The 25,381-nt window shown below is 64.3% G+C and carries 20 protein-coding genes and 1 riboswitch; of the genes, 5 read left to right on the forward strand and 15 right to left on the reverse strand.

What is annotated here, in order from left to right; genetic code table 11:
* Positions 1–4: 4 nt before the first annotated feature.
* From ppk2 to M3484_RS12300, 3 genes are all read right to left on the reverse strand, one after another.
* A complete protein-coding gene (gene ppk2, locus M3484_RS12290; RefSeq protein WP_249497075.1) occupies positions 5–913 on the reverse strand; it encodes a polyphosphate kinase 2 in 909 nt (302 codons plus the stop codon).
* 81 nt (positions 914–994) lie between these two features.
* Entirely contained in the window at positions 995–1,327 is a 333-nt protein-coding gene (locus M3484_RS12295) for a DMT family transporter (RefSeq protein WP_249497138.1), read from the reverse strand.
* Between the two features lie 11 nt (positions 1,328–1,338).
* Complete coding sequence (locus tag M3484_RS12300; protein ID WP_249497076.1) at positions 1,339–1,932, reverse strand: TetR/AcrR family transcriptional regulator; 594 nt, start codon at positions 1,930–1,932, stop codon at positions 1,339–1,341.
* 908 nt (positions 1,933–2,840) lie between these two features.
* Between M3484_RS12300 and M3484_RS12305 the strand changes: the two genes are divergently transcribed.
* Positions 2,841–3,584, forward strand: coding sequence for a YoaK family protein (locus M3484_RS12305; protein WP_171909515.1), 744 nt, complete (start codon positions 2,841–2,843; stop codon positions 3,582–3,584).
* 9 nt (positions 3,585–3,593) lie between these two features.
* Here the strand turns inward: M3484_RS12305 and M3484_RS12310 are convergent, their stop codons facing one another.
* Positions 3,594–5,939 (reverse strand): adenosylcobalamin-dependent ribonucleoside-diphosphate reductase, encoded by a 2,346-nt coding sequence (locus M3484_RS12310; protein WP_249497077.1) that lies wholly within the window; start codon positions 5,937–5,939, stop codon positions 3,594–3,596.
* Positions 5,940–6,084: 145 nt separating this feature from the next.
* On the opposite strand from M3484_RS12310, the gene M3484_RS12315 reads away from it, so the two are divergent.
* A complete protein-coding gene (locus tag M3484_RS12315) occupies positions 6,085–6,513 on the forward strand; it encodes a DUF1489 family protein (RefSeq protein WP_249497078.1) in 429 nt (142 codons plus the stop codon).
* Positions 6,514–6,588: 75 nt separating this feature from the next.
* On the opposite strand, the gene M3484_RS12320 is transcribed toward M3484_RS12315, so the two are convergent.
* Entirely contained in the window at positions 6,589–6,990 is a 402-nt protein-coding gene (locus tag M3484_RS12320; protein WP_249497079.1) for a bactofilin family protein, read from the reverse strand.
* A 318-nt stretch (positions 6,991–7,308) separates the two neighbouring features.
* Positions 7,309–7,512: riboswitch (cobalamin riboswitch) on the forward strand.
* A gap of 61 nt (positions 7,513–7,573) precedes the next feature.
* Between M3484_RS12320 and bluB the strand changes: the two genes are divergently transcribed.
* Positions 7,574–8,344 (forward strand): 5,6-dimethylbenzimidazole synthase, encoded by a 771-nt coding sequence (bluB, locus tag M3484_RS12325; protein WP_249497080.1) that lies wholly within the window; start codon positions 7,574–7,576, stop codon positions 8,342–8,344.
* Positions 8,345–9,542: 1,198 nt separating this feature from the next.
* Here bluB and M3484_RS12330 read toward each other — a convergent pair.
* Positions 9,543–11,591: a bifunctional aldolase/short-chain dehydrogenase gene (locus tag M3484_RS12330; RefSeq protein WP_249497081.1), complete on the reverse strand. Its 2,049-nt coding sequence runs from the start codon at positions 11,589–11,591 to the stop codon at positions 9,543–9,545.
* A gap of 163 nt (positions 11,592–11,754) precedes the next feature.
* Between M3484_RS12330 and M3484_RS12335 the strand changes: the two genes are divergently transcribed.
* Complete coding sequence (locus M3484_RS12335) at positions 11,755–12,735, forward strand: sugar-binding transcriptional regulator (protein ID WP_249497082.1); 981 nt, start codon at positions 11,755–11,757, stop codon at positions 12,733–12,735.
* A 79-nt stretch (positions 12,736–12,814) separates the two neighbouring features.
* Here the strand turns inward: M3484_RS12335 and M3484_RS12340 are convergent, their stop codons facing one another.
* The 9 genes from M3484_RS12340 to M3484_RS12380 all read right to left on the reverse strand — a co-directional run bounded on the left by M3484_RS12340 (position 12,815) and on the right by M3484_RS12380 (position 24,826).
* A complete protein-coding gene (locus tag M3484_RS12340; protein WP_249497083.1) occupies positions 12,815–13,759 on the reverse strand; it encodes a carbohydrate kinase family protein in 945 nt (314 codons plus the stop codon).
* Between the two features lie 38 nt (positions 13,760–13,797).
* Positions 13,798–14,817 carry an ABC transporter permease gene (locus M3484_RS12345; protein ID WP_092898261.1) on the reverse strand — a complete coding sequence of 340 codons (1,020 nt, stop codon included), beginning with the start codon at positions 14,815–14,817 and terminating at the stop codon, positions 13,798–13,800.
* Positions 14,814–16,406: a sugar ABC transporter ATP-binding protein gene (locus M3484_RS12350; protein ID WP_249497084.1), complete on the reverse strand. Its 1,593-nt coding sequence runs from the start codon at positions 16,404–16,406 to the stop codon at positions 14,814–14,816. Before M3484_RS12350 ends, M3484_RS12345 begins: the two co-directional genes overlap by 4 nt.
* Positions 16,407–16,488: 82 nt before the next feature.
* On the reverse strand, positions 16,489–17,490 hold the full coding sequence (locus M3484_RS12355; RefSeq protein WP_092898257.1) for a substrate-binding domain-containing protein: 1,002 nt from the start codon (positions 17,488–17,490) through the stop codon (positions 16,489–16,491).
* Positions 17,491–17,567: 77 nt separating this feature from the next.
* Positions 17,568–18,551, reverse strand: coding sequence for an ABC transporter permease (locus tag M3484_RS12360; protein ID WP_092898255.1), 984 nt, complete (start codon positions 18,549–18,551; stop codon positions 17,568–17,570).
* A gap of 154 nt (positions 18,552–18,705) precedes the next feature.
* Entirely contained in the window at positions 18,706–20,757 is a 2,052-nt protein-coding gene (locus tag M3484_RS12365; RefSeq protein ID WP_249497085.1) for a bifunctional sugar-binding transcriptional regulator/dihydroxyacetone kinase subunit DhaK, read from the reverse strand.
* On the reverse strand, positions 20,757–21,410 hold the full coding sequence (gene dhaL, locus M3484_RS12370; protein WP_249497086.1) for a dihydroxyacetone kinase subunit DhaL: 654 nt from the start codon (positions 21,408–21,410) through the stop codon (positions 20,757–20,759). Before dhaL (M3484_RS12370) ends, M3484_RS12365 begins: the two co-directional genes overlap by 1 nt.
* A gap of 1 nt (position 21,411) precedes the next feature.
* Complete coding sequence (gene dhaL / locus M3484_RS12375; protein ID WP_249497087.1) at positions 21,412–23,142, reverse strand: dihydroxyacetone kinase subunit DhaL; 1,731 nt, start codon at positions 23,140–23,142, stop codon at positions 21,412–21,414.
* 1,240 nt (positions 23,143–24,382) lie between these two features.
* Positions 24,383–24,826, reverse strand: coding sequence for a MarR family winged helix-turn-helix transcriptional regulator (locus M3484_RS12380; RefSeq protein WP_249497088.1), 444 nt, complete (start codon positions 24,824–24,826; stop codon positions 24,383–24,385).
* A 118-nt stretch (positions 24,827–24,944) separates the two neighbouring features.
* Here M3484_RS12380 and M3484_RS12385 point away from each other — a divergent pair, with 118 nt between their 5' ends.
* Positions 24,945–25,370, forward strand: coding sequence for an organic hydroperoxide resistance protein (locus tag M3484_RS12385; protein WP_249497089.1), 426 nt, complete (start codon positions 24,945–24,947; stop codon positions 25,368–25,370).
* The last annotated feature ends 11 nt before the right edge of the window (positions 25,371–25,381 follow it).

Below are 25,381 nucleotides of genomic sequence, written 5' to 3' on the forward strand. Positions count from 1 at the left end.
GTAATCAGTATTTCAGCGGAACGTAGAGCTCGGGCGGCAGAACGGCGCGTTCATAATCGGGGTTGAAGACGCGTTCGGGCAGCTGGATTTCCTCATGCGGTACATCCTCATAGGGGAAGAGGCCGAGAAGATGGTCGATACAGTTCAGCCGCGCGCGTTTCTTGTCGGTGCCCTCGACAATATACCAGGGCGCCTCGGGGATATTGGTGCGCGCCAGCATCTCTTCCTTGGCTTTGGTATATTGCTCCCACCGCACGCGGCTTTGCAGATCCATCGGCGAAAGCTTCCATTGTTTCATCGGATCATGGATCCGCATGAGAAAGCGCATCTGCTGTTCCTCATCGGTGATCGAGAACCAGTATTTCACCACCTTGATGCCCGAGCGCACCAGCATCCGCTCGAATTCCGGCACGTCCTGGAAGAACTGTTCCACCTGGTCTTCCGAGGCAAAGCCCATCACCCGCTCGACCCCGGCACGGTTGTACCAGGAGCGGTCGAAGAGCACCATTTCGCCACCCGCCGGCAGATGCGGAACATAGCGCTGGAAATACCACTGAGTTTTCTCGCGGTCGGACGGGGCCGGCAAGGCGACGGTGCGCGCCACGCGCGGGTTCAGCCGCTGGGTGATGCGCTTGATCGCGCCTCCCTTGCCGGCGGAATCGCGGCCCTCGAAGATCACGACCACGCGTTCCTTGTGATATTGCACCCAGGATTGCAGCCGGATCAGCTCGGCCTGAAGGCGGATCAGCGCGCGCAGATAATCCTTGCGCTCCATCCCCGGCCCGTGGCGCCTTTTGTAGATCTTCGCGATTTCTTCGGACAGCTCGGCATCTTCCAGCTCAAGCTCGTAATCCTCATCGAAGGAATCCGAGAGTTCGGCTTCCAGCCAGTTCATCGGGGTCTGTTCGTTCATGGCATCCGTCGCGCGTGAGGGGAGTTCGGGATCTCAATGGCAGTACAGCGTAACGGAAGCATGACGGTCTGGTGACGGAAATCAATGCGGAGCGGCCTGGGAAAACAGGTTGATCACCAGCACACCGGCAAGGATCAGCCCAATCCCGATCACCGCCGCGAGATCAAGCGACTGTTTCAGCCAGATCCAGCCGATCATCGAGATCAGCACGATGCCAAATCCCGACCAGATCGCATAGGCGATCCCCACCGGCAGGGTCTTCAGTGCCTGCGACAGGAAGAAAAAGGCGCCGCCATAAAGGCAGAGCATGATGATGGTCGGCACCGCTTTGGTGAATTGCTTTGTCTGGGGCAAAAGCGAGGTCGCCATCACCTCCAGCGAGACCGCGAGGAGGAGCGTGACATAGGTTGTCAGCGTTGAGTTCATCAGGCGGGGTTCCTTCGGGTCAGGTCAAGCAATGTTGCGCATAATTCCGCCATCGGCTGGCGCAGATCGGGTTCGACCTGCCAGAGATCGGCAAGCCAGAAGCCATCCGCCGCGTGGCGCAGGATCTCGTACCAGGGGCCGGAATCGGTCGCGGCATGGCGCGTGAGGCGGGCGCGCAGCCAGTCGGACCAGAGGCCGCGCATCCCGGGATTCATCAGCAGGACCGCGTTCAGCGGCGCCGAAGCCGCCAGCCCCGGGTCAAGCGTGGCGGCTATCCAGGCGCGGGTAAAGCTGCCCTTCGGCTCGGGATCGGCCGCCATGCTGAGGTCGATGGCCGCATCAAAATGATCGAGGAGATCGCGCAACAGCGCGGTGATCAGCGCCTCTTTGTCGGGGAAATGGTGGAAAAGCCCGCCCTTGGTCACTCCGGCGGCCCGGGCCACCGCCGCGATGGTCATCGCCTGGAGGCCGCCTGCGACCGCCAGCGCCGCCGCTGCATCAAGCAGCCGGCGCCGCAGAATCTCGGGCTGGCGGCGACGGGGCGGCGACGGGGAGGGCAAGGACGGGGGGCGAGAGCGTGGGGCAGCAGTCATGCCGACAATTACATACCGTATGGTATGTAATCGGCAACAGATTTCTTGCCTGCCGTCATTGCGGCCTTCGGCCTTTACCCGGGGGCCGAAAAAGACGCGAAAAGGTCCAGGCCCGCGCTGGAAGACAGGCGGCACGCTGTCGCGTGACCGGCAACCCCTGTTTTGCAGTCTCGGTCGCCTGTGCCGGACAGATCTCCGCTGGCGGGCAGATCCGGAACGCCAGTTCGGGTCATCACATGTCGGAGCATAAGGTCCGGGTCATAAGCGATGGGGTTTCGGGATTTCGTCGCGCCGGTCTCTGCCGCCGCTTGCGCCCGGTCAGGTGTGGTCCTATATTCCTTCTTGTCCGGGGCAACCCGGACTATGGCGATAAACGCACCTGTAATAGGCGGCTCGGACCCGGGGGCGGTACCCGGCGGCTCCACCAAATCTCCCGTTCATTGCGGGCGTGTGGGGCCGAAACAGGATCGACGGACGTTCAAAGAGGCCAGCTTTCGCTCGGTAAGGTACCACCGTTATCGGTCCATGATCACAGTTGCCAATGACAACAGTGCTCCGGTGGCGATGGCTGCGTAAGCAGCTCTCAATACCAAACCTAAGTCCTTGCGCTTAGCCGCGTAAGGCGGGGTTCGCAGGTACCTGGCAACAGAAACCTGCACCTTCTCCCCGTTTCAGCCCGCTCACCTGTGCCTCAGGTCGTAAGAACCGGCATCGCGGCCGTGATAATGGTGGCTTTCACCATCATCGCCGCTCGGGTACCGGCATATATGCGACGCCGGTATCCGTTACGTTATTGCTAAGGCTTTTCCCGCCAGAGCAGCCGGGCTATGGCAATGAAGCCTCGCCCCGGCACCTGACCCGGCCCCGGCGGGTAAATCGCCAGAAAGGCATTCCCGAAAGGCATTGCTGTGAAACGGCACCGTCATATTCTGCATCCGCTGCAATCGGCGCGGATCATTCTGGGGCACAGGCGATCAGCCGGGGCGGATCTGCTGCTGGCCACGGTCATCGCCTTCACCGCCGGCGCCGCCAATGCGGGCGGGTTCTTCGCGCTTGGTCAATATACCTCGCATGTGACCGGCTATCTGTCGCAGCTGGCCGATCACCTGGTGGTGGCTGAGTGGTGGATCTGCCTTGTTGCCGTGATCGCCATCGGCGCCTTTGTCAGTGGCGCCGCCTTTTGTTCGGCCCTGATCCACTGGGCGCGGCTGCATCTGCCGGGGCGCCAATATGCGGTGAGTGTGGCGGTGCAGGGCGTTTGCCTGATGCTGTTCGCCACCGGCGGCTGGTATGAGGGCGCGGCCTGGCGGCTCTGGTGCATGGCGTGCCTCTGTTTCACCATGGGGATGCAGAACGCCACCGTGACCAAAATCTCGGGCGGCAGGCTGCGCGCCACCCATGCCACGGCGATGATCACCGATATCGGCATCGGTCTCGGCCGCGCCCTGTATCGCCGCCATGCGCCCGACGCGGTCCACAGGGTTGACTGGCATCGGATGCGACTGATGACGCAGCTGGTTTTCACCTTCTTTCTGGGCGGGGTGACCGGGGCGCTTGGCTATGCGCGGGTCGGGTTCGGGTTCTCGCTGCCGCTGGGATGCCTGTTGCTGGCGATGGCGCTGCCGGCGCTCTGGAAATACCGGCAAGGCTGAGGACGGGCCTCAGCTGCATTGTGAAAAGCCGCAACTGGCGCAGATCAGGCAGCCTTCTTCCCTGCGCAGATCAAAGGATCCGCAACTGGGGCAGATGGCCTGGGGTCCGGGCTCTCCGGCCCTGGTTCCCATCCCGCTCCCGGGGGCCTCGCCCGGCGGCAGGGCGCCGGGGTCGGAGTTCAGCCCCATTCCTTCGCCCGCGATGAAGCCGGTCGCGATCAGGTGGCGTTCGATCACACCGCCGATCGCCGCAAGGATCGAGGGGATATAGCGCCCGTCAATCCAGGCGCCCCCCCTCGGGTCGAACACCGCCTTGAGTTCGCCCACCACGAAAGACACATCGCCCCCGCGCCGGAACACCGCCGAGATCATCCGCGTCAGCGCCACCGTCCAGGCAAAATGCTCCATGTTTTTCGAGTTGATGAAGACCTCGAAGGGGCGGCGGCGCCCGCCCGAGACGATATCATTCACCGTGATGTACAGCGCGTGTTCCGAGCCCGGCCAGCGGATCTTATAGGTCTCGCCCGAAAGCGTGGCGGGGCGCGGCAGCGGCGCATCCCGGGGCGTTTCGCTGTCACCGGGGGCGGGCGCGACGCTCAGCACCGATCCTGTTACCGCATTGGGCCGGTATGTGGTGCACCCCTTGCAGCCCATATCCCAGGTGGCAAGATAGACATCGCGGAAGGCCGCGAACGGGATATCCGCCGGGCAGTTGATCGTCTTTGAGATCGAGCTGTCGATATGGCGCTGCGCCGCCGCCTGCATCCGCAGATGGTCCATCGGCGCAAGCTCCTGTGCGGTCACGAAATGCGCGGGCAGGGGCGCCTCGCCCTGAAGCGCGCGCCAGCGCATCAGGGCGTAATCCCCGACCTCCTCCTCGCGCGCGCTGCCATCCTTTTGCAATACCCTGCGCCTTGTGCTCCAGGCAAAGACCGGCTCTATCCCAGAAGACACATTGCCCGCATAAAGCGAGATCGTCCCCGTAGGCGCGATGGAGGTCACCAGCGCATTGCGGATGCCATGGCTGCGGATGGCGTCGCGGATATCCCTGTCCATCGCCGCCATGGTGCCGCCGGCGAGGAAGGCATCGGCCTCGAACAGCGGGAAGGGGCCGCGTTCTTTCGCAAGATCCACCGAAGCAAGATAGGCCGCCCGCGACAGTGCTTTGAGCCAGGCATCGGTCTGCACCACCGCCTCATCCGAGCCATAGCGCAGCCCGCACATCAAAAGCGCATCGGCAAGCCCGGTGACACCAAGGCCGATCCGCCGCTTGGCCCGGGCCTCGGCCTCTTGCTCGGGTAGGGGAAAACGCGACTGATCGATCACATTATCCAGCATCCGCACGGCCGTCGCGACAAGATCGGCAAGCTCATCGCCCGCGATCCGGGCCGCTTCGGTGAAAGGGTCCCGCACCAGCGCGGCCAGGTTGACCGACCCGAGCAGGCAGGCGCCATAGGGCGGCAGCGGCTGTTCGCCACAGGGATTGGTGGCGCTGATCACCTCGGCGTAATGGAGATTGTTCATCCGGTTGATGCGGTCGATGAAGATCACGCCCGGCTCGGCATAATCATAGGTCGCGCGCATGATCCGGTCCCAGAGCGCGCGGGCGGGCAGGCTGTGATAGACCGTGCCGCCAAAGACCAGCTCCCAGCTCTGATCCGCGTTCACCGCCGCCATGAAGGCATCGGTGACCAGCACCGAGAGATTGAACATCCTCAGCCGCGCGGGATCCTGTTTGGCGGTGATAAAGTCAAGGATATCAGGGTGATCGCAGCGCAGGACCGCCATCATCGCGCCGCGACGCGCGCCGGCGGACATGATGGTGCGGCACATCGCATCCCAGACATCCATGAAGGACAAAGGCCCCGAAGCATCCGCCGCCACAGACGCCACCAATGCGCCTTTCGGCCGGATGGTCGAGAAATCATAGCCGATGCCGCCGCCCTGTTGCAGGGTCAGCGCGGCCTCTTTCAGCGCCTGAAAAATTCCCTCCATCGAATCGGGGATCGCGCCCATGACGAAACAGTTGAACAGCGTGACGGCGCGGTCGGTGCCGGCCCCGGCCAGGATGCGACCGGCGGGCAGAAAGCGGAAGCCTTCCAGCGCCGAGATGAACCGGGCCTCCGTGCCTGCGGGATCGGGCTCGTCCACCGCAAGGGCGCGGGCGACGCGGCGCCAGCTGTCGGAGACCGTCAGGTCAATGGGCATGCCATCCGCGTTCTTCAGCCGGTATTTCATATCCCAGATCCGGGCCGCGATGGGGGTGGCAAACCCACCCTGCGCGACAGAGCCGGCCTGAGCAGCGGGTCCGGTCAGGCGGTCGGCGGCGGCGGCATCGGGTTCAGTATCGGGCAAGGCGCAGACCCTCCGGCAAAGAGGGCCGTCAGCGGCGCGAGGACTGGGCCAGCATTTGCGCCGGATCCGGCCAGAGCCACAGGATAGGGAGGCGGAGGCCATCGGTCAATCTTGCGGCGGCGGGGCAGGCGCCTATGATCCGGCCATGGGATTCGTGAATATACTCAAGCTTTGTGTCGGTGCCGAAAGCATCGGGGATCTTGCGACCTGGCAAGAGGAAAATGCGGCGCGCTGGCCTGCAGGGCAGGCGGTGCACGTCACCCGCATGTGGCCCAAACGCGAGGCAGAGGTGCTGGCGGGTGGCTCGCTTTACTGGGTGATCAAGGGGGTGATCCTCTGCCGGCAACGCATCACCGCGCTGGAAAGGGTCGAGACCGGCGATGGTATCAGCCGCTGCGCCATCGTGATGGACCGAGAGATCATCCGCACCGAATCCGCGCCGCGCCGCCCGTTTCAGGGCTGGCGCTATATCGGGCCGGAGGACGTGCCGCGCGACCTGATGCTGAGCCGGGACGGCGATGACAGCCTGCCGCCGGAGCTGGAACGCGCTTTGGCGGAGATCGGCCTGCGCTGAGGCATTTGCGCAATTGGCCCGATCCGAACGGCCCGACCAGGGCTGGTTCAGATCGGCCAATGCAGATGCAGGCGATCAGCCGCGACCGCGGGTGAAGCGGCCTTCGATGGTGGCGCCGCTCTCGATCACCAGGGTGTCGTAAGTAATATCGGCGGTCACCTGGGCGGTGGCGCGCATGATGAAATGCTGGCTGTCGACCTTGCCGTCGAGCCGGCCATGCACCTCGACCGATTTGGCACTGACCGAGCCGGAGATGCGGCCATGCTGCCCGACCGCCAGCGCGTCGGCGGTGATATTGCCATCAACCTCGCCCAGAACCTCAAGCGCGCCGGTCGAGCTGATCTCGCCGGTGATCTTCAGGTCAGAGCCAAGCACAGAGCGGGTCGCATTGCTGCGGCTGGCGCCGGCGGAAGGCGTGGTCACCTGGGAGCCAGCCTGTCCGGGCTCGCCATTCGGAGCGGCAGTTTTCGAGAACATGGGGGATCTTTCTGAAAGCGTCTCGGGGGCGATAAGGCGGAATTGCGGCGCGAGGGTCAAGTGGAGTGCGACCGGAGCGGCCGGGGAAAGCCGGTTTTCTGCCGAAACTCAATGATCACGACAGGACGGGGCGGCACGCGGCAGCGCAAAGCCGGTGAAAAGACGCGTGAAACAGAAAGGCGCGCTCTTTGGGGGCGGCGCATCCTGTCCGGTGCGGGCGGCGATGCCGGCCGGGGGCAGATCGCAGGGCGCAGCCTGTCGCCGCGAATCAGGTGGCGGCGCGGTTGCGTTCTGACCGGACTTCTCTGATAGTGCCGCGGTCTGGTGCTTTCTGGCCCGGGCAGCGGCGCAGGCCCTGCGCTGCCGCTGGCCGGAGGGATAATCGGGAAGGCGGTGTAAATCCGCCGCGTGCCCAACGCTGTAAGGTGGACCGCTGTTGCGGACCGGGCGGCAGATGCCACTGGCTTTGGCCGGGAAGGCGCCGCTTCGGGGTGAAACCAAGCCAGAAGACCGGCCAGACCAGAACGGCCCCGGCTGCGCGGACGGCAGCAGGGGCGCCGGTTTGCCTGACAGGGGAAATGTCATGCCGATTAATGTGCCGCGCCCGGCCAGTCGCGATCACGGTCCTGCCGAACAGCTCTCTTCCGAACCCCATGGCTCAGATCCGGGCGCTTCCGACCCTGACCTGCGCGCGCCCGGCACCGCCGCTGCCTTTTCGGCAGAGGAACGCGCCGCCGTCTACCGCGCGATCTTTGAGCGCCGCGATGTGCGGGGCCAGTTCCTGCCCGATCCGTTAAGCGAGGATCTGCTGCTCCGGCTCCTTGCGGCGGCTCATGCCGCGCCTTCGGTCGGGCTCTCTCAGCCCTGGAACTTCATCCTGATCCGTGATGGTGGCGTGCGGAGCGAGATCCGTGCCGCCTTCGAGACCGCCAATACCGAGGCGGCGGCGATGTTCGGCGAAGGGCGGCGCGCGCTTTATTCGCAGCTCAAGCTCCAGGGGATCTCTGAGGCGCCGCTTTGCCTTTGCGTCACCTGTGACCGTACACGTGGCGGTCCGGTGGTGCTGGGCCGCACCCATGATGCCGCGACCGACCTCTATTCCACAGTTTGCGCGGTGCAGAACCTCTGGCTCGCCGCGCGGGCCGAGGGGATCGGCGTCGGCTGGGTCAGCATCTTCCGCGAAGGTGATCTCAAGCGCATCCTGCATCTGCCCGATGGAGTGGTGCCGGTGGCGCTCCTGTGCCTTGGGCATGTGCGCGACCTTTATGACCGGCCAGAGCTTGAGGTCCGGGGCTGGGGGCAGCGTCACCGGCTGGAAGACATGGTCTTCGCTGACCGCTGGCAGGGGCGCTGAAGATCCCGCCTCTGCTCCCATGGGCCGCATCCCTCGGGCCAACGCGGCAGGCGGGGAAGAGACACCCGGCGCGGATGCGGGATGGCCCGGACCAGGCGGGCGTTCCGTAGCTTTCCCAAGGAATGACGCACCCGGAGTGAATGCTGCCGGCTCGGTGGCGTTCAGCCGGTCGCTGCGGCGCGCTCAGATGCTCTCATTTTTCAGTGCCTTGAGCCATGTCTTACAGGATTGGAAGCCTGTGGTTTCAGGTATTGCCGGGCACGGGAGCCCGGCCTGCACGGCCAAGTTGTTGATCCATTTTCGCCATCAGACAGAGAAAGCCGCAACGCTTTGGCAGACAGGGGATGTCGAGGCCCCAGACCTGGTTTGCCGTTCTCCCCGCAACCCGCGCAGAAGGCGGCGTGAGACCCTGTGCCCTTCTGCTGGCCTGCTGGTGTCGGGCTTCTGCAGACCGGCATCAGCCCGATCAGGCGCATAAGCCGGCACATGCGCTTTGCATTCTCCTTATGGCCCTTATTGCGCAGGTCCGAGGTCATCTGACGGAGGCCAAAGAAAGGCTTGTCCAGGCCTGCATATCGATCAGCCGCATCAGCGCGAGGTTCTGGTCCGTTTCACCCGGCAGTATATGGTAAAACGACAACCAGGGGAGCGACGGCAAAGCGCAGTGCCGGCCGATCAGCAAGCCCGGATGGTCGTCTCCCCCATGCCGCGCCTCACTTTCCGCCCCGGGGCTGCAGCTTTCTTCCCAAAGAAGAGTTGGCCACCGCCAGCTTTCCGATCCTGGCATGCAGATCCAGGACCTCATCGGTCACCGACGCTTTTAGGCCAACGCGTTCAAAACACCGGATGCGCCATCGAGCAGCGCGCGTTGCCGGTGATTGATCATCGTCGGAAACACATCGGACAGGCTCGTCTGTTCCGACGCGGGCTCCTCGCCTGTAAGGGCGTCTGTCGCCCCGAATTCAGGGGGCGTGCTGCTTTCGTTTCGACATCGTCGATCTTCCAATTGAGGCACATCGGCAGACAGCAAAGACTGAGCTTACATCAATGTCGGGTTTGCAGTGACCACATCAGATTGTGTGCGATCGGGACGTACAGGTCCGCGAGGCCCCTGGATTGCGGTAACCGGGGCCGCTCGCGCGGGACAGACGAAGGCGCCGGCGACATTGCTGCGCCGGCACCAGGGGAAAAGAGCGCCTCAGCGCAGCATTGCAGCGGTATTGCCGCCATCGACGGTGATTACCGCCCCGGTCGAGGTGCGCGCCCGGATCAGCGCGAGCGCGGCCTGGGCGACATCGGCGGCGGTGACTTCGCGATGCAGCAGGTTGCCGCGCATATAGACCTCGGGCGTGACGCCACGGGCGCGGGCGCGCTCTTCGATCATCTGATCGGTCATGAGCCCGGTGCGGATCCGGTCCGGATTGACCGCGTTCGAGGTGATGCCATCGGCCGCATGTTCCACTGCATATTGCTTCATCAAGGCCATCAGCGCGGCTTTCGACGTGCCATAGGGGCCGAAATCGGGGCCCGGATTCACCGCCTGTTTCGAGACGTTGAACAAAAGCGCGCCGCCGGTTCCCTGGGCCTGCATCACCCGCACCACCGCACGGGCGACATAGTGGTGACCCCAGAAATTCAGCTCAAATGCAGCGCGGAAATCAGCATCCGACACATCAAGCAGCGCGCCCTGCCAGGCCGCCCCGGCATTCGAGACAAGGATATCAACGCCGCCAAACCGCAGCGCCACCTGCGCAATCGCCGCATCTACCGCCGCCGCATCGGTCAGATCGCAACCGATGCCGATGCCGCCCAGCCGTTTTGCCGCCTCGGAGGCCTTCGCGCCGTCGATATCAAGCAGCGCGATCTCGGCGCCTTCCGCACGCAGGGCCTCGGCCATGGCAAGGCCCAGGCCACCGGCGCCCCCGGTGATCACCGCGACCTGGCGGGTCAGCGGCTTTTCGGCGACCTTTTTCAGCTTCACCTGTTCCAGCGACCAGTATTCCAGATCGAAAAGGTCTTCCTCGGGCAGCGCCTCGAAAGCGTCGATCCCTTCGGCACCCCGGATCACCTGGATCGTCGCCTCGGCCACATCGGCACCGATCATGGCGGCTTTCGCGGTCGGGCCCGCGGCAAAGACGCCGACGCCTTCGACATAGAAGACGCGGGGCATCGGGTCGAGCATGGTCTTGATGCCGCCCGCCCGCGCATTGTTGCGGGTGAAATAATCGGTGTAATCCGCGATATAGGCCGCGACCTTCTCGCGCACCAGTGCGGCCCAGGCCTTCAGGTCACCCGCTTTCGGGGCGGGCAGTGCAAGGCCGAAGCGCTTGATATGGATGACATGTTCCGGTGTCGCATTGCCGCGCCGGGTCAGGCTTTCGACATTTTCCGCGCCGCAGAAGTCCAGGATATCCTGGGTCACGCGATGTTCGATCACAAAGCGGCGCGGAACGCCTTCTTCGCGCCCCGGCAGGGCGATGGCGCCGCGCAGGATCGGCGCGATTTCGCTCGCTGCCGCAAGCCCGCTCAGCACCGGCGCGGTGCCGAAGGGTTTCGGATTGCCCTCTGCGATACGGTTTTCGGCGCGGGTGATCGCCTCGATCATCGCCTCATAGGCGACACGCGGATCGTCGGACCAGGTGAAGATCCCGTGTTTGATCAGGATCATCCCGGGCGCATCGGGGCGCTCATTAAATGCCCTGAGACAGACTTTCGAGAGGTCAAAGCCCGGCATCACATAAGGGATGACGATATATTCGGGGTAAAGCGCACGGATCAGCGCCTCGCCATTCGGCTGATTGGTCAGCGCGACAATCGCATTGGCATGGGTGTGATCGACATGGCGGAAGGGCAGGATCGCATGCAGGATCGCCTCGACCGAGGGATTGGGCGAAGCCGGATCCAGCAGCAGGCGGCGCTGCAGCATGACCATATCATCATCCGACAGCGTCTCGTAATTCACCATCGCCTTCAGCTCGGCAAGCCGCAGCGCGGGCAGGCCTGCCGGTTCGATCTGGCCCATATCCCAGCCCGACCCCTTGACGCAGAGCACCTCGACCGGCGTGCCGTCATGGTCATTGATCACGGTTTTCACCGAAGTATTGCCGCCGCCATGCAGCACCAGCTGCGGCACCTGGCCCAGAAGCCGCGTCGTCCAGGTGCGGATCGCCACATCGCGGTTCACGCCGGCCGCGACATAGGCGGCGACGGTTTTCTCGAAATCCGCATCGGACCACAGGGATTGCATCGGATCTTCTCCTTGGACATTCAGGTCTGAGTTGATGTCAAATGACAGTCATTGGTGTCAATTGTCAATGCTGGGCGGGAAAGAGATCGGCGAAAGCCTCGCCAAGGCCCGGATTTCGTGGCAAAGCTGATGGTATGAGATGGCGAGACGGGCAGGGGGACTGATGTCGGCAGAGGCGCAGATACGCGGGCGGGGGGCCGTGCCGGCGGAATTCGATGATATCGTGATCTGGGCTGCCTGGCTCTATTATGAAGAAGGCCTGAACCAGAGCGATATCGCCGCGCGGCTCGGCGTCTCGCGCGCCAGCGTGGTCAATTATCTTCAGGAAGCGCGCGAACGCGGCGCGGTGCGGATCAGCATGGATGCGGGCGTTATGGCGCGGCATTCGCTGTCGCTGGCTCTCGCCGCGCGCTTTGGCCTCGAAGAGGCGCTGGTGGTGCCGGTACAGACCGGAGACGATGCGGCGACGCGACTTGCTGCCCTTGGTGCCGCCGGGGCGCGGCAGCTCGAACGGATGCTGACCCCGGGCGAGACGCTTTGCATCTCCTGGGGGCGCACGGTGCTGGCGGTGGCCGATGCGATCTCGCAGCCCGTCGAGGGGCTGAGCGTGGTCCAGGTCACCGGCGCGGCGATGGGGCGGCGCGATTTCTCGGCCGAGCTCTGCACCGCGATCATGGCGCGCAATCTCGGCGCGCTGAGCATGGTGATGCATGCGCCGGCGGTGCTGTCGAGCGCCGCGCTCTGCACCGCTTTGCGCGAGGAACCGGCGCTTTCCGAGCAATTCGCACTGATCCGCAAAGCGCGCACCATCGTCTTTGGTCTCGGAGGTCTCGGGCCGGACAGCACGATGCGGGTTGCCGGCATTGCCGGCACGGATGAGATCGACGCCTATGCCGCAGACGGCGCCGAAGCGGTGCTGATCTGCCGTTTCCTCGATGCCGGAGGCCAGCAGATCCGCCGTGACTTCGACAGCCGCATGATGGGGATCGAACTTGATGAGCTGCGCGCCATCCCCCGCCGGGTCTGCGTGGCAGGTGGCCCGGGAAAGATCGCCGCGCTGCGCGCCACGTTGAAAGGCGGCTATGTCAGCCATCTGGTAACCGATACCGAAACAGCCGCGGGCCTGCTGGCACAGACCCCCTGACGCTTTCTTCCACCCGATAAAAAGATCGGGAAAGGTCCGGAGGGATGCAACACCCCTCCGGCGCTTCGCCAAAGGGCGATCAGCCCTTGATCTTCGCCGTATTCATGAACTCAAGCGTATGGTCAAACGACTGTACACCCGCATCCGATCCAAGCCCGGTCGCCACCAGCGCCGCCGTCGCCTGGGCAAAGTTCAGCGCGGTTTTCAGATCCATTTTGTGATGAAGCGCGGTGATGAAGCCCGCGTCGAACGCATCGCCGCAGCCGGTGGTATCGACCACTTCGATCTCAAACGCCGGCTGGCGCACCACGGCGCCCTTATTGTCCATGAAACAGACGCCATCCCCGCCAAGGGTAAAGACGCATTGCTTCACCCCGCGATCGAGGAAGAAGCGCCCGGCGCCCTCGACGGTCGTCGCGCCGGAGATCGCCTGGGCCTCTTCGACCGAGGGCATGAAATAGTCGATATGCGGGAAAAGCGGTGCGACGAGGTTGATCGTATTCTCATCGGCGCCAAGGAGGTCAAAGGTGGTGGTCCGCCCGCGCCGCTTGGCCTCGGCCAGAAGTTTCGCGCTCGGCTCTCCGTCGAGTTTCGCCAGAAGGCCGGTGCCGCCGAGATGGATGATCGGGGCGGCCAGCACCGCATCCAGCGTTTCGGGGATGATGTCGAAATGATCTGACGCACCGCGCTGATGCAGGGCAGGGCGCTCGCCGTTGCGGCGAATGTTCAGGATCGAGGCCGAGGTCGGCACGCCCTCCAGGCGCTGCATCTGGCTCGTGTCGACCCCGAACCGCGCCAGCGTCGCCAGCACGAAATCGGCCTTTTCGTCATCACCGACCGCACCGACCGCGAGGCAGTTCAGCCCGTGCTTCGCCAGATCAACCACCGTTCCGCCGGCGGTACCGGCCACGGTCAGGCGGATCTCGTCGATAAAGGCGACAGAGCCGCCCGGCGGGATCGCATCGACCGGCCGCCCCAGAACGTCAAGAATATAGAGGCCGATGACCGAAACATCATGGCTCATGGTGGTTCCTCCCGAAAGGTTGTTCAGCCGCGCTTTGCTCAGTTGCGTTGGCGCAGCGCGAAAATGGTGCCGGCGATCAGGATGAAGATGCCGACAATGGCAAGCTGCAGCGTCGAGGGAATGCCCACGAAGACCAGCACATTGCTCACCAGCGTGATCAGCAGCACACCCAGCAGGGTGCCGATTACGGTGCCGGAGCCGCCGGTGATCCGCGCGCCGCCAAGAACCACGGCCGCGATGATCTCAAGCTCCATCCCCGCCAGGTCAAAAGGGTTTGCAAGACGGTTCGAGGCGACATGCACGATGCCCGCGATACCAGCCAGCAGCCCCGCCCAGCCGAACACGAAGAGCCGGATATGGAAGAGGTTGAAGCCAAGGCGTTCTGCAATCCCCGGATTGCCGCCCGAGGCAAAGATCGCGCGGCCCATCAGGGTGCGCTCAAGGATGAACCAGGTGGCGAAAGCGACCACGACCAGCACCAGCACGGTCGCAGGCAGGGTCGAGATCACCCCGGTCCCGCCGGTCCAGGTGATGAGGGACGCCTTGCCGAACGCTTCCATCGAGGCGGGCAGGTTCATGAACAGGGCTGTCCCGACAAAGGTCAGCAGCGCCGAGCGGATGATGTACTGCGTGCCGATGGTGACGATCAGCGAAGGCGCGCGCAGGGAATGCACCAAAAGCCCGTTGATCACGCCAAAGACCGCGCCGCCCAGGGCCGCCAGCGGCAGGATTACCCAAAGCGGCATTCCCGGGAAGATATTCGTGACCAGCATGGTCAGCGAATACATTACAAAGGCTGCGATGGCGGTGAAGGAGACGTCAATGCCGCCTGCGGCCAGAACCACAAGGACGCCCATCGCAAAGATCCCCCGCACCACCGAGGCGCGCAGGATGTCGAAGACGTTGTTCATCGCGAAGAAATTCGGGTTTGCGATGGCCACGCCGATCACCGTGACCACGATCAGGGCAAGGGTGAAAAGCTCGGGCCGGCGGCCCATCAGATCCCAGATCCGGGCGGCGAGGCCGGGCGTTGCGGCGGAAGAAGTGGCGTCGGTCATGCTGGAATACCCAGGTCTGAGGCGGCGGGCGCGCCGCCGGCCATTGTCTGATAGATGCGGTCTTCGCTGGTGGTCGCCGCGTCATAGGTCGCGGCAATCGCGCCCTGGCGCATCACGAGGATCCGGTCGCAATTCTGCAAAAGCTCGGGCAGGTCATCCGAGATGATGATGACCCCCATGCCGTCATCGGCAAGGCGCTGGATGATGCGGAAAATGGTGTCTTTCGACCCGACATCGACGCCGACCGTCGGGCCATGCAGGATCAGAAGGCGTGGCTCGATGGTCAGCCAGCGCCCGATCAGCACGCGCTGCTGATTGCCGCCGGACAGCGACTGCACCGGGGCCGCGACATTCGGCGCCACGACCTGGAGATCGGCAATCTGGTCTTCGGCCAGTTTGCGCGCGCGTTTCGGGCTGATCATGCCGATTGCGTTTTTCAGCCGGTCAAGCACCGGCAGGGTCACATTGTCCTGGATCGGTTTTTCCAGAAACAGCCCTTCGGTCAGGCGGTCTTCGGGGACATAGCCGATGCCGTCCCGGATCGCGTCGCCGGGGTTTTTCGGCCAGACGGATTTGCCTTCCAGCCGGATTGCGCCGCTGCTCGCCGGGCGCACACCCGACAGGGCCAGCGCCAGTTCATTGCGGCCGGAATCAAGAAGCCCGGTGATGCCGAGGATCTCGCCCTTGCGCAGGCTCAGCGACAGGTTCCGGAAGGCGCGTGTCTGCGTGAGGTTCTCGACCTCCAGCAGCCCCTCGCCGATTTTCGGTTCGGTCCGGTAGCGCGCCTCGGAGATTTCGCGGCCGGTCATCAGCTGGCTGATCTCGGATTTATGGGTGGTGGCGACCTCGCGTTCCGCCACTTTCAGGCCGTCGCGCATGATGATCGCGTGCCCGCCCAGCGATTTCACCTCGTCGAGCTTATGGGTCACGAAGAGCACCGTCACGCCCTGATCAAGAAGGCGGCGCACCACGGAAAGCAGGTTCTCGACCTCCTGGCGGGTCAGCGAGGTGGTCGGCTCATCCATGATGACCAGCCGCGCCGAGGCCGCGATGGCGCGGGCAATGGCCACGAGCTGGCGTGTCGCGAGCGGCAAAGTATCGGTGCGGCGCGTCAGGAAGGCAGCGTCAGTCGGCAGATGCACTTCGGCCAGCGCTTTGGCGGCGGTGGCGAACAGTTCCGCCCGCTTCAGCCGCCGCGCCAGACGCCCGCCTGCCGCGACCAGCTGACCGGTCAGCGCGATATTTTCCGCCACTGACAGGTTCGGCAGCAGGGAGAGATCCTGGTAGACGGTCTCGATCCCGGCCTTCAGCGCGCCGATGGCACCGATATCGCCGGCCAGCGGGCCGGTGGCCTCGCCATCGATGAAGATCTGCCCCGAGGTCGCATTCTGGGCGCCCGAGACGATCTTGATCAGGGTGGATTTGCCGCAGCCATTCTCGCCCATCAGGTGATAGATCTGGCCCGCCTCCAGCGTGAGGCTGACATCTTTCAGCGCCTGCACGCCGCCGAAGGATTTCCGCAGGTTCCGGATTTCCAGAAAGGGCTTCTGGCCGGTGGATTGGTTTGTCTGGCCTGGCTGCGATTGCATCGCGGTCGTCCTCAGCTTGTGGATGCGAAGGCGCGGGCAGAATGCCGCGCCTTCGCCTGGTTGTCCGGTCAGGGAGGGCAGATCAGAACGGGTAGTTCTTGTATTCGTCCTTGCCGACATCAACCCAGGCAGCGCCCTGGATGATGATGCCCTTGCCCGGGCCCTGGGTTACGGTGACGGCGTTATAGCCCGGCACGCCGAGATCGGCGCCATCCGCGATTTCCTCGCCGGCCAGTACTTTGGCGGCGACGACATTCATGACATAGCCCGCGTCTTTCGGATCCCAGAAATAGATGCGGTTGACCGCACCGGATTCGAGATAGGGGCCGGTGTCTTTCGGCAGGCCGAGGCCATAGACGCAGACCTTGCCGACAAGGCCGGCCTCTTCAACCGCACGGCCGATGCCGATCACGTCGATGGCGGACGAGCCCTGGAAGCCCTTGATATCCGGATAGGCGCGCAGGATTTCCTTTGCCTTGTCATAGGCCTTGTTCGCGTCGTTGAACGACTCGTTCTTGGCGGCGACCAGTTCCATGCCCGGGTGGTTTGCTGCGGCGCTTTCGGCACCGGCATCGGCCCAGATGTTATGGGTCAGGCTGCCGAGCGAGCCGACAAAGCTCGTCCATTTGCCCTCACCGCCCATGCATTCCGCAAGGCCGTCATTGATCTTGCGGCCGAAGGCTGCGTTGTCGAAGGCTTCGATATCGGCATCTGCGTTGACGATGCTGTCGCCTTCATGCGCGATGACTTTGATACCGCGGGCCTGGGCACGACGCAGCACGCCTTCAAGAGCCGCCGGGTCCATCGGCACGACTGCGATGGCCGAGACGCCTTTGGCCACGAGGTCTTCGATGATGCGGGCCTGTTGCGCGGCATCGGCCTGAGCCGGTCCGACCTGAACCGCGTCAATATCGGCGTGATCGGCTGCGAAGGCTTTCACGCCTTCATCCATCCGCACGAACCAGCCTTCGCCGGTGATTTTCACCACGGTGGTGATCGACTGCTTGTCCTGGGCCATGGCCGCGCCTGCGACCATCGCACCGGCGATCATGGCGCTTCCGGCCAGTTTCGCGAGTGTCTTCATGGTAGTCCTCCTCCGGTTTTCAGGGGCATATGTCCTGCAGCGATCCGGCCTGCCCTGCGGGGCCGGCGCCGCGTCCGTTATCGCGCCGGTCGGAACCAGTACGACAGATTCACCCGCGCCGAGGCCAGCAGCGCCAGAAGCAGCACCCCCCAGGCCAGATCGCGGAAGAAGTTCGAGATGCCGAGAAAATTGAAGAGGCTCGACAGCATCTGCAACGCGGTGGCGGCCAGCAGCACGCAGAGCACACGACCATATCCGCCTTCGGGCTTAACCCCGCCCAGCACCGCGATCAGGATGGCGATCAGCACGTAAGAGCTGCCGTAATCCCATTTCACCGAACCCGCACGCGAGGCGATCACGATGCCCGCAACCGAGGCGAGGATGCCACAGATCGCATAGGTGATGACGATCATCCGCTTGACCGGGATGCCGCCATAGCGTGCGGCTTTCTCGTTCGATCCCAGCAGCATCAGCTTGACGCCAAAGGGGGTGAAGCGCAGCAGATAGCCGATGAGCCCCGCGATCAGCACGAACAGCGCGAAACACAGCGGCACACCCAGCACCGGCAGATTGCCGAAATCATCCAGCGGCGGGATATAGCCGAGGCTGACGGACGAGCCATTGGTCAGCCAGACCGCGATCCCGGTGAACAGAAGCTGGGTGCCGAGCGTGGCGATCAGCGGCGTGAGCCCCGTATAGGCAATCATCAGCCCGTTGATGAGCCCGCCGGCCAGACCCACGCAAAGCGCGATCCCGGCGAAGGTCCAGGAGAAGGCCATCGGCGCATCACCCGGGGGCAGGATGCGGCTTGCGACCAGAAAGGCGGTGATGCCGGCAAGGTTCGCCAGTGCGATCCCGGAAAGGTCGATGCCGCCATTGCCGGAAATCATCGCCAGCGCGACGCCAAGCGCCAGCAGGCCCAGTTCCGGGACCTGCGCGGCCATCACCTGCAGGTTATAGCTGTCAACGAAATTTGCTCCGGCCAGCAGGGCGCCTGCCACCAGCACAATCACATTGATCAGGGCCAGAAACACGGTCTGGCGGTCAGCGGTCTTGATCACGGTTTTCCTCCCGCCGGGGCAGGGGCAGACTGCGCGCCCTGATCCGGTTCTGTATATCGACACAGGTCTGTGACAAATGTCAATGCCTGCTGTCGTATGTCACGAGCCTGTTTTATGGCCTGGTTTGCAGCCTGGATTCCGGCGGGGCAGCGGGTCATGCGCGGCCCCCTTTGCTCATCAGCGCCGGCGCGTCGCAGGGATGATCCATCAGCGCCGCCAGTTCATCATCGAGATGCAGGATCGAGAGCGAGACGCCCTCCATATCCAGCGAGGTGTAATAGGGGCCGACCAGCATGTGACTGACAGTGATGCCATGCGCCGTCAGTCGCTGCCGGATGCGGCGGGTGAGGATGTAAAGCTCCATCGCCGGGGTCCCGCCCAGCGAATTGACCAGCACCGCCACCCGGTCGCCGCGCGCGGGTGCCATCTCGGCGAGGATCCGGTCGAGAAGCAGATCGGCGGCATCATCGGCAGAGACCAGCGGCTGGCGCTCCACCCCAGGCTCGCCATGTACACCGACGCCGATCTCCATCTCATCCGCGCCCAGCTCATAGCCGGGGCGGCCGGTATCGGGCAGGCGGGCGGGCTCCAGCGCGAGGCCCATCGTATAGACGCGCTGCGCTGCGCGCCGTGTCACCGCCTCGCAGGCCTCAAGCGAGGCGCCAAGATCGGCGGCCGCGCCCGCGATGCGGAAGACAAACACATTGCCAGCAACGCCCCGGCGCGATCCGCGGCTTTCGGGCTCTGACGAGGCGATGTCATCGGTGGTGATGATCTGGCGCACCGGGATGCCGCCGGCCTCGGCCATCTCGCGCGCCATCTCGAAATTCATCACATCGCCCGAGAAATTCCCGAAGATATACAGAAGACCCGCGCCGCCATCGACGGCGCGGCTGGCCGCAAGGATCGGGCCGGGCGGAGGGGCGGCAAAGATATTCCCCACCACCGCCGCATCGGCGAGGCCCTGGCCGACATAGCCCCAGAAACCCGGCTCATGCCCGGCGCCGCCGCCGATCACGATGCCGACTTTCCCCGGGCGCGGGCCCTGTTTTGCCATCACGGCGCGGCTGGTGCCGGGAACCAGGATGATCTGGCCCTCATGCGCCAGAAGCGCGCCTGCAAGGCTTTCATCAACGGCATTCCGTGCCTCGTTGATCAGCTTTTTGCCGTGGTTTCGGGTGGTTGCGGGGCCGGGCGCAACAGGCGCCGGACGGCGGCTGCTTTCCTGCCATCCATCGGCGGTCAGCACGCCGCGCGCGGTGGCCGCATCGGTCACCAGCACATCGATCAGCCCGCCGCGCAGCGCCGCAAGGATCGCGGCCACCTTGTCGATCCCGCCCGCCACCGCGATCTTTTGCGGCACGCGGCGCAGCCCGTCGAGATCCAGCCCGATGGTGCGGTCATTGACCGGCCCCGCGACCAGCTCGCCCCTGGCCGAGATGAACCGGCCCAGAAGGCTGCCGACCGCATCCTGGTAATGGGCGTGACGGTCGACGCCTTCGAGGAAACCCGAGCTGTGGATGGTGCTTTCGGGCCGCATCGAAGAGATGCCCATGATGATCCGATTGGCCTCGGACAGGACCTGGAGCTGTTCTGCCAGAACCGGCTCTTCCATCAGCATACTGCGCATCGCTGGCGACGAGACGATCGCGGGCACTGCGAGCGGGATCCAGCGCGCCCCAAGCGCCGAGGCGAGGCGCGAGGCGCAGGCCTCGGGCGTCCAGGCGATGCGTGCGGTGGTCGAACCGGTGGCCTGAACCACGCGGATATCAGCAAGCCCGGGATGATCCAGCGCCGAAGCCAGCGCCAGCACCGACCGCCCCCAGGTCACCGCCAGCGTGTCGCCCGACCGCACCAGCCGCTTCAGCACCATTGCTCCGGCCTGTCCAAGCCGTTCAATCAGCGGTTTGCCGTCGCCTTCAGAGGGGATCACAAGGCAGTCATGCAGGCCGAAATGGTCCTTCAGACCGCGTGCGACCGAAACGGCCCGAAAGCGCTCGGGCTGGATCTCGATATTGACGAGGCCGCGCGCGCGGGCATCGGCCAGCCAGGTGTTCACCGAGGCGCGCGACAGGCCCATCTTCTGCGCGATATCGCTCTGGGTCAGGCCGTCCTCGTAATAGAGCCAGGCGGCCCAGAGCAGCGCATCATCGCCAAAGCGCATCGGCATTTCCGCCAGCGCGCCGCTTTCGGGTTTCAGAGCCATCAGCCGGCCCCCCGCGCGAGATGGGCCTGCAGACCTTCGCGCAGGCCCTGGATGATGATCACCGCCGAGGCCGCGCCCGGGTCGATATGACCCAGCGTCCGGCTGCCCAGCCGCGCGGCGCGCCCCAGGGCTGCAACCATGGCGCGGGTGGCATCGCGGCCCTCATTTGCTGCGGCTTCGGCGGCGGCAAGGGCGGCCAGCGGGTCGGGGCCGGCGGCGGCAACCGCGCGCGCCGCAGGCCGCCAGGCGTCGAGCATGGTCTTGTCGCCGGCGCTTGCCTTACCGCGCCTTGCGATGCCCTCATGGAAGGCGGTGACCAGTTCGGGGATGCGCTCGGCAGGAATGGTGTCCATGCCGCTGAACAGCTGCGCGGCGCTGAGGAAGGCCGAGGCGTAAAGCGGCCCGGTGGTGGCGCCCACCGCATCGAGAAAGCTCTCGGCGGCGATGGGGAAAAGGTCGCCCGCGCCCTTGCCCTCCCGGGTCGCGGTGACAAGTGCGCGGGTCAGGGCGGCAAAGCCTTCGGCCATGGAATTGCCGTGGTCGCCATCGCCGATGGCGCCGTCAAGCGCGCCAAGCGCCGCGCGTGCCTCTCCGATCCGCAACGAGACGGTGCGGAACAGGTCGGTCACATCTGCGGCGCTCAGATCGGTCATATCAGGCCAGCCGCTTCAGGGCGGCATCCGCCAGCGTGGTCAGGATCAGGCAGCAGGATGTCGCGCCGGCATCCGGCACCCCGCGCGAGCGTTCCCCAAGCCGGCTGGCGCGGCCGATCTTTGCCACCAGATCAACGGTCGAGTCGCGGCCTTTGACTGCGGCCTCAGACATCGCCGTCAGCGCGGCAGCAAGGCCCTGGGATTTCGCCGCATCAAAGGCCTCGACCGCAGGCACCAGGCAATCGATCAGCGTCTTGTCACCGACCTGGGCCGAGCCGGTCTTGCGCACCCCCGCCAGGGCCGCGTTCATCACATCGGCGAAACCATCGGCATCAAGACCCGGGCGGCCCGCAACCTCATCGGCCATTCCCTGGAACATGAAGCCGTAAAGCGGGCCCATCGAGCCGCCGATCTCGCTCATCAGCACATCCGAGAGGATCCGCAGCGCCTGATCGAGGCTGGCATCCGCCGGGATCCGGTCTGCGGCGCGGCCAAAGCCCTTGGCCATATTGATCCCGTGGTCGCCATCGCCGATCAGCCCGTCGATTTCTGACAGATGCGCCTTATTGGCGACGATCACGGCGGCGATCTCGCGGACAATCCCGGCGCTGCCCGCCACCGGCACAGATGCGCCGGTGAGGGTGACATTCTTTGCAATCGTGGTGGCGGTCGCAGCCGCGCTGGCGGCATGGCGGCCATGGGCCACCCCTGCGTTTTTCGGCGCTGCCACCGCACCCGTGGCCATGCCAGGCGCCTCGGCTGCAAGATCAAGGAGCTCTTTCAGCTCGGCGTCCAGTGCCATCACGGTCAGCGTCGCGCCGACCATCTCAAGCGAGGTGAAGTAATTGCCGACGAAAGCCTTGTGGACATGGATACCCTTTGCATCCAGCTGGCTCTCGATCCGGTCATAAAGCACGTAAAGCTCGTTGATCGGCGTCGCGCCAAGGCCCGAAAGCAGCACCGAAACCTCGGCGCCCTCCTGCAGCCCGTGATCACCCAGCACGATGTCCAGCATGTCATCGGCCACCGCATCGGCGGTTTTCAGCGCCTCGACCCGGACGCCGGGCTCGCCGTGATGGCCGATCCCGACCTCCATCGTGCCGGGCTCGATTTTGAAATTCGGATGGCCCACGGCGGGCAGGGTGCAGGGCCCAAGGCCGACACCGACCGAACGGCAGGCATCGATTGCCTTTTGCGCGGCCTGGATCACTTCGGCCAGAGAGCCGCCTTTGGCTGCCTTCGCGCCGCCGATCTTCCACATGAAGATCTCGCCCGCGACGCCGCGCCGGCGCTCGCGCTCGGCCAGCGGGGCCGAGCAGACATCGTCATTGGCGACGACTGTGGCGACCTCGATCCCGTCGGGGGTCACCATCTCTTTCGCCATGCGCACATTCATATTGTCGCCGGCATAATTGCCGTAGAGCACCGCGACCCCGGCGCCGCCATCGGCTGCGCGGATCGCGTCGGCAAAGCTTTTGGCGGTCGGCGAGGAGAAGAGCTCTCCCACCGCCACTGCATCAACCAGATTGCGGCCGGTATAGCCGATAAAGGCCGGCTCATGCCCCGAACCGCCGCCGGTCACGATGCCGACACGGCCCGGTTGCGGCGCCGCAGTCGAGACGACCACACGCGGATTGTCGGGATCAAGCCGCACAAGATCGCGATGCGCACGGACAAATCCCGCGACGGTTTCATCGACGATATCGTCGGGGTTATTGAGGAAGCGTTGCATATCTGATCCCGTTTTCCGTTCGCAGCCAGCCCGCCTCCACGCCCCGCGCAGGCTGCGCGGTCTGGCCGGATTTGGGACTGTGCTGGTCTCCTCCGGACGGCGGGCTGCAAAGCTGCGCGCCCCGTCCTGCGCCTGTTTTTTCGCGCCGTTTGATTTTTGTCAAGACACAACTGAAAAATGTCAGATCCGCCTTGGGCGCGCGCCGGTGGCACAAATTCCCCTGCCGCCAGTGCCCCAGGATCTGTGCTGTGGTGATGCGACCGCTCCGCGATGGCATCTGTGTGCAGGGTGGGTCTGCGAGGCTCCGCAGAGGAGAGCGGTCATGGGCCTTGTTGCAGATGCCGCCGACAAAACCGGGTCACGCTGCGGATATCGATCCGCCTTGCACCGGGTCCGCTGAACCTGCCGGTGGACATCGGGCCATGTGCGCGCCACTGGTCCGGGAAACCCTGGCGACCTGCCTTCTTCTTGTCGAGGTCGCGCTTAAGAGCCGCGAGAGTGGCTTCCTCGCTGCGGCGGGGAGGTTTCCTTGCCGCACAGATATCGGCTATATGAAGATCAGTCAGGTCACCGAAGGTGTGCAGACGAGCGACGGACGATCTGTTAGGGGGTAACCCCTGATTCAGCTTGCCGGACCCATTTCCGGGTGTTGTCCCGACGCAGGAAAGCCCCGCTCGCGTAGCGGCCTTTCCGTCTGATCCGGACCCGGTATGCGCCGTAGGGAAGCTTGGAGATCGAGGCCATTTCGTTTGCGCTCTGTATGCAATGAGTCGTCGTAAAGAGGGGTATTCGGGGATATCAGGGCGTAACTTCGCGTAAGGGCAAACTGGGTCAACGGATTGAAGATACTGTAAAAATGATTGAAAATCAATCTCATAGACTATCTGTCGCCCCGATGATGGATTGGATGCTTTTCTCTTTTAAATCAGTATCTTGCATCCTGTCGTGTGCAATTCATGTTCATGCTTTGATCGCAGAATTTCGCGGTCTGGCGGGGCGCAGCGCAGTTCCCGACCCTGAGTTAGATTGGAATCTGACTAAAGGATGATGAGTCTTCGTCCGCGACGTGCGTCGATAGGAGCATGAGTGCGGGTGCCCGCAAGGAAAGAGAAGGATGAGGGACGTAGGACGACGATTTCCGCTGCGCCCGGTGCCCGACCACAACCTTTGAACAGGGCTATAGCCTCAGCGCCTGCGGGCACACGTGTCAGCGCGGAGGGATCGGTCGCCCTCGGAGAGCTTATATTTTGCTGGTTCTGCCCGTCAGGGCGTCGTGCAAATCCCGAACCTTGCTGTTGAGCGCGATCATCTCTTCTGCGGCCATGCCCGCCTTTGTAAACAGGGCTTCACCAAGACAACGGCTCTCGGTCTTCAGCGCTGCCCCACGCGGGGTCAGCGCGACCGAGACACTGCGCTCGTCATCCGGGCGGCGGGTGCGGGTGACCAGACCGGCTGCCTCCAGCCGCTTGACCAGCGGCGTGATCGTGCTCGGCTCCAGATCCAGTCGCGTCGCTATAGCGCCGACGCCGCGGCCGTCCTCCTCCCACAACACGCTCAGCACCAGGTATTGCGGATAGGTGATCCCCAGCTGGTCCAGGAGCGGTTTGTAGAGACGGTTGATCGCCATGGAGGTCGCATAGAGCGAGAAACAGAGCTGGTCTTCGAGGGTCAGATCATGGGCCATGAGGCTGCTTATCACGAAATTCGTTATCGCGACAATAAAAAGCTGGACAGGGTCGGGTGGGTGACCTAAGGAATATTATCGCAATAAATATTATCGAGAATAAGAAAGGAAGGCGACGATGTCAGTCCGAGTTCTCTATCGCACCAAAGCCACCGCAACCGGCGGCCGTGAGGGGCAGGCCGGCAGCGAAGACGGCAGACTCGAGGTTGTGCTGTCGACGCCGAAGGAACTCGGCGGTGCCGGCGGCCCGGGCACCAATCCCGAACAACTCTTTGCAGCAGGCTATGCCGCCTGCTTCCTCGGCGCACTGAAAGTCGTGGCGGGGCAGCACAAGGTGAAGCTTCCCGCTGACGCAGCGATCACGGCCAGTGTCGGGATCGGGCCGCGCAGCGAAGGCGGGTTCGGCATTACGGCGGATCTGGAGGTCAGCCTACCGGGCATTGCGCGCGAAGAAGCGCAAAAGCTGGTCGAGGCCGCGCATCAGACCTGTCCCTATTCCAACGCCACCCGCAACAATGTCGAGGTCGGTCTGACCCTGGTCTGAGCCGAAGCCCC

Origin of the sequence: Pseudomonas sp. GX19020, assembly GCF_023371075.1 — a bacterium.
In the GTDB taxonomy this organism is placed as follows: domain Bacteria; phylum Pseudomonadota; class Alphaproteobacteria; order Rhodobacterales; family Rhodobacteraceae; genus Pseudogemmobacter.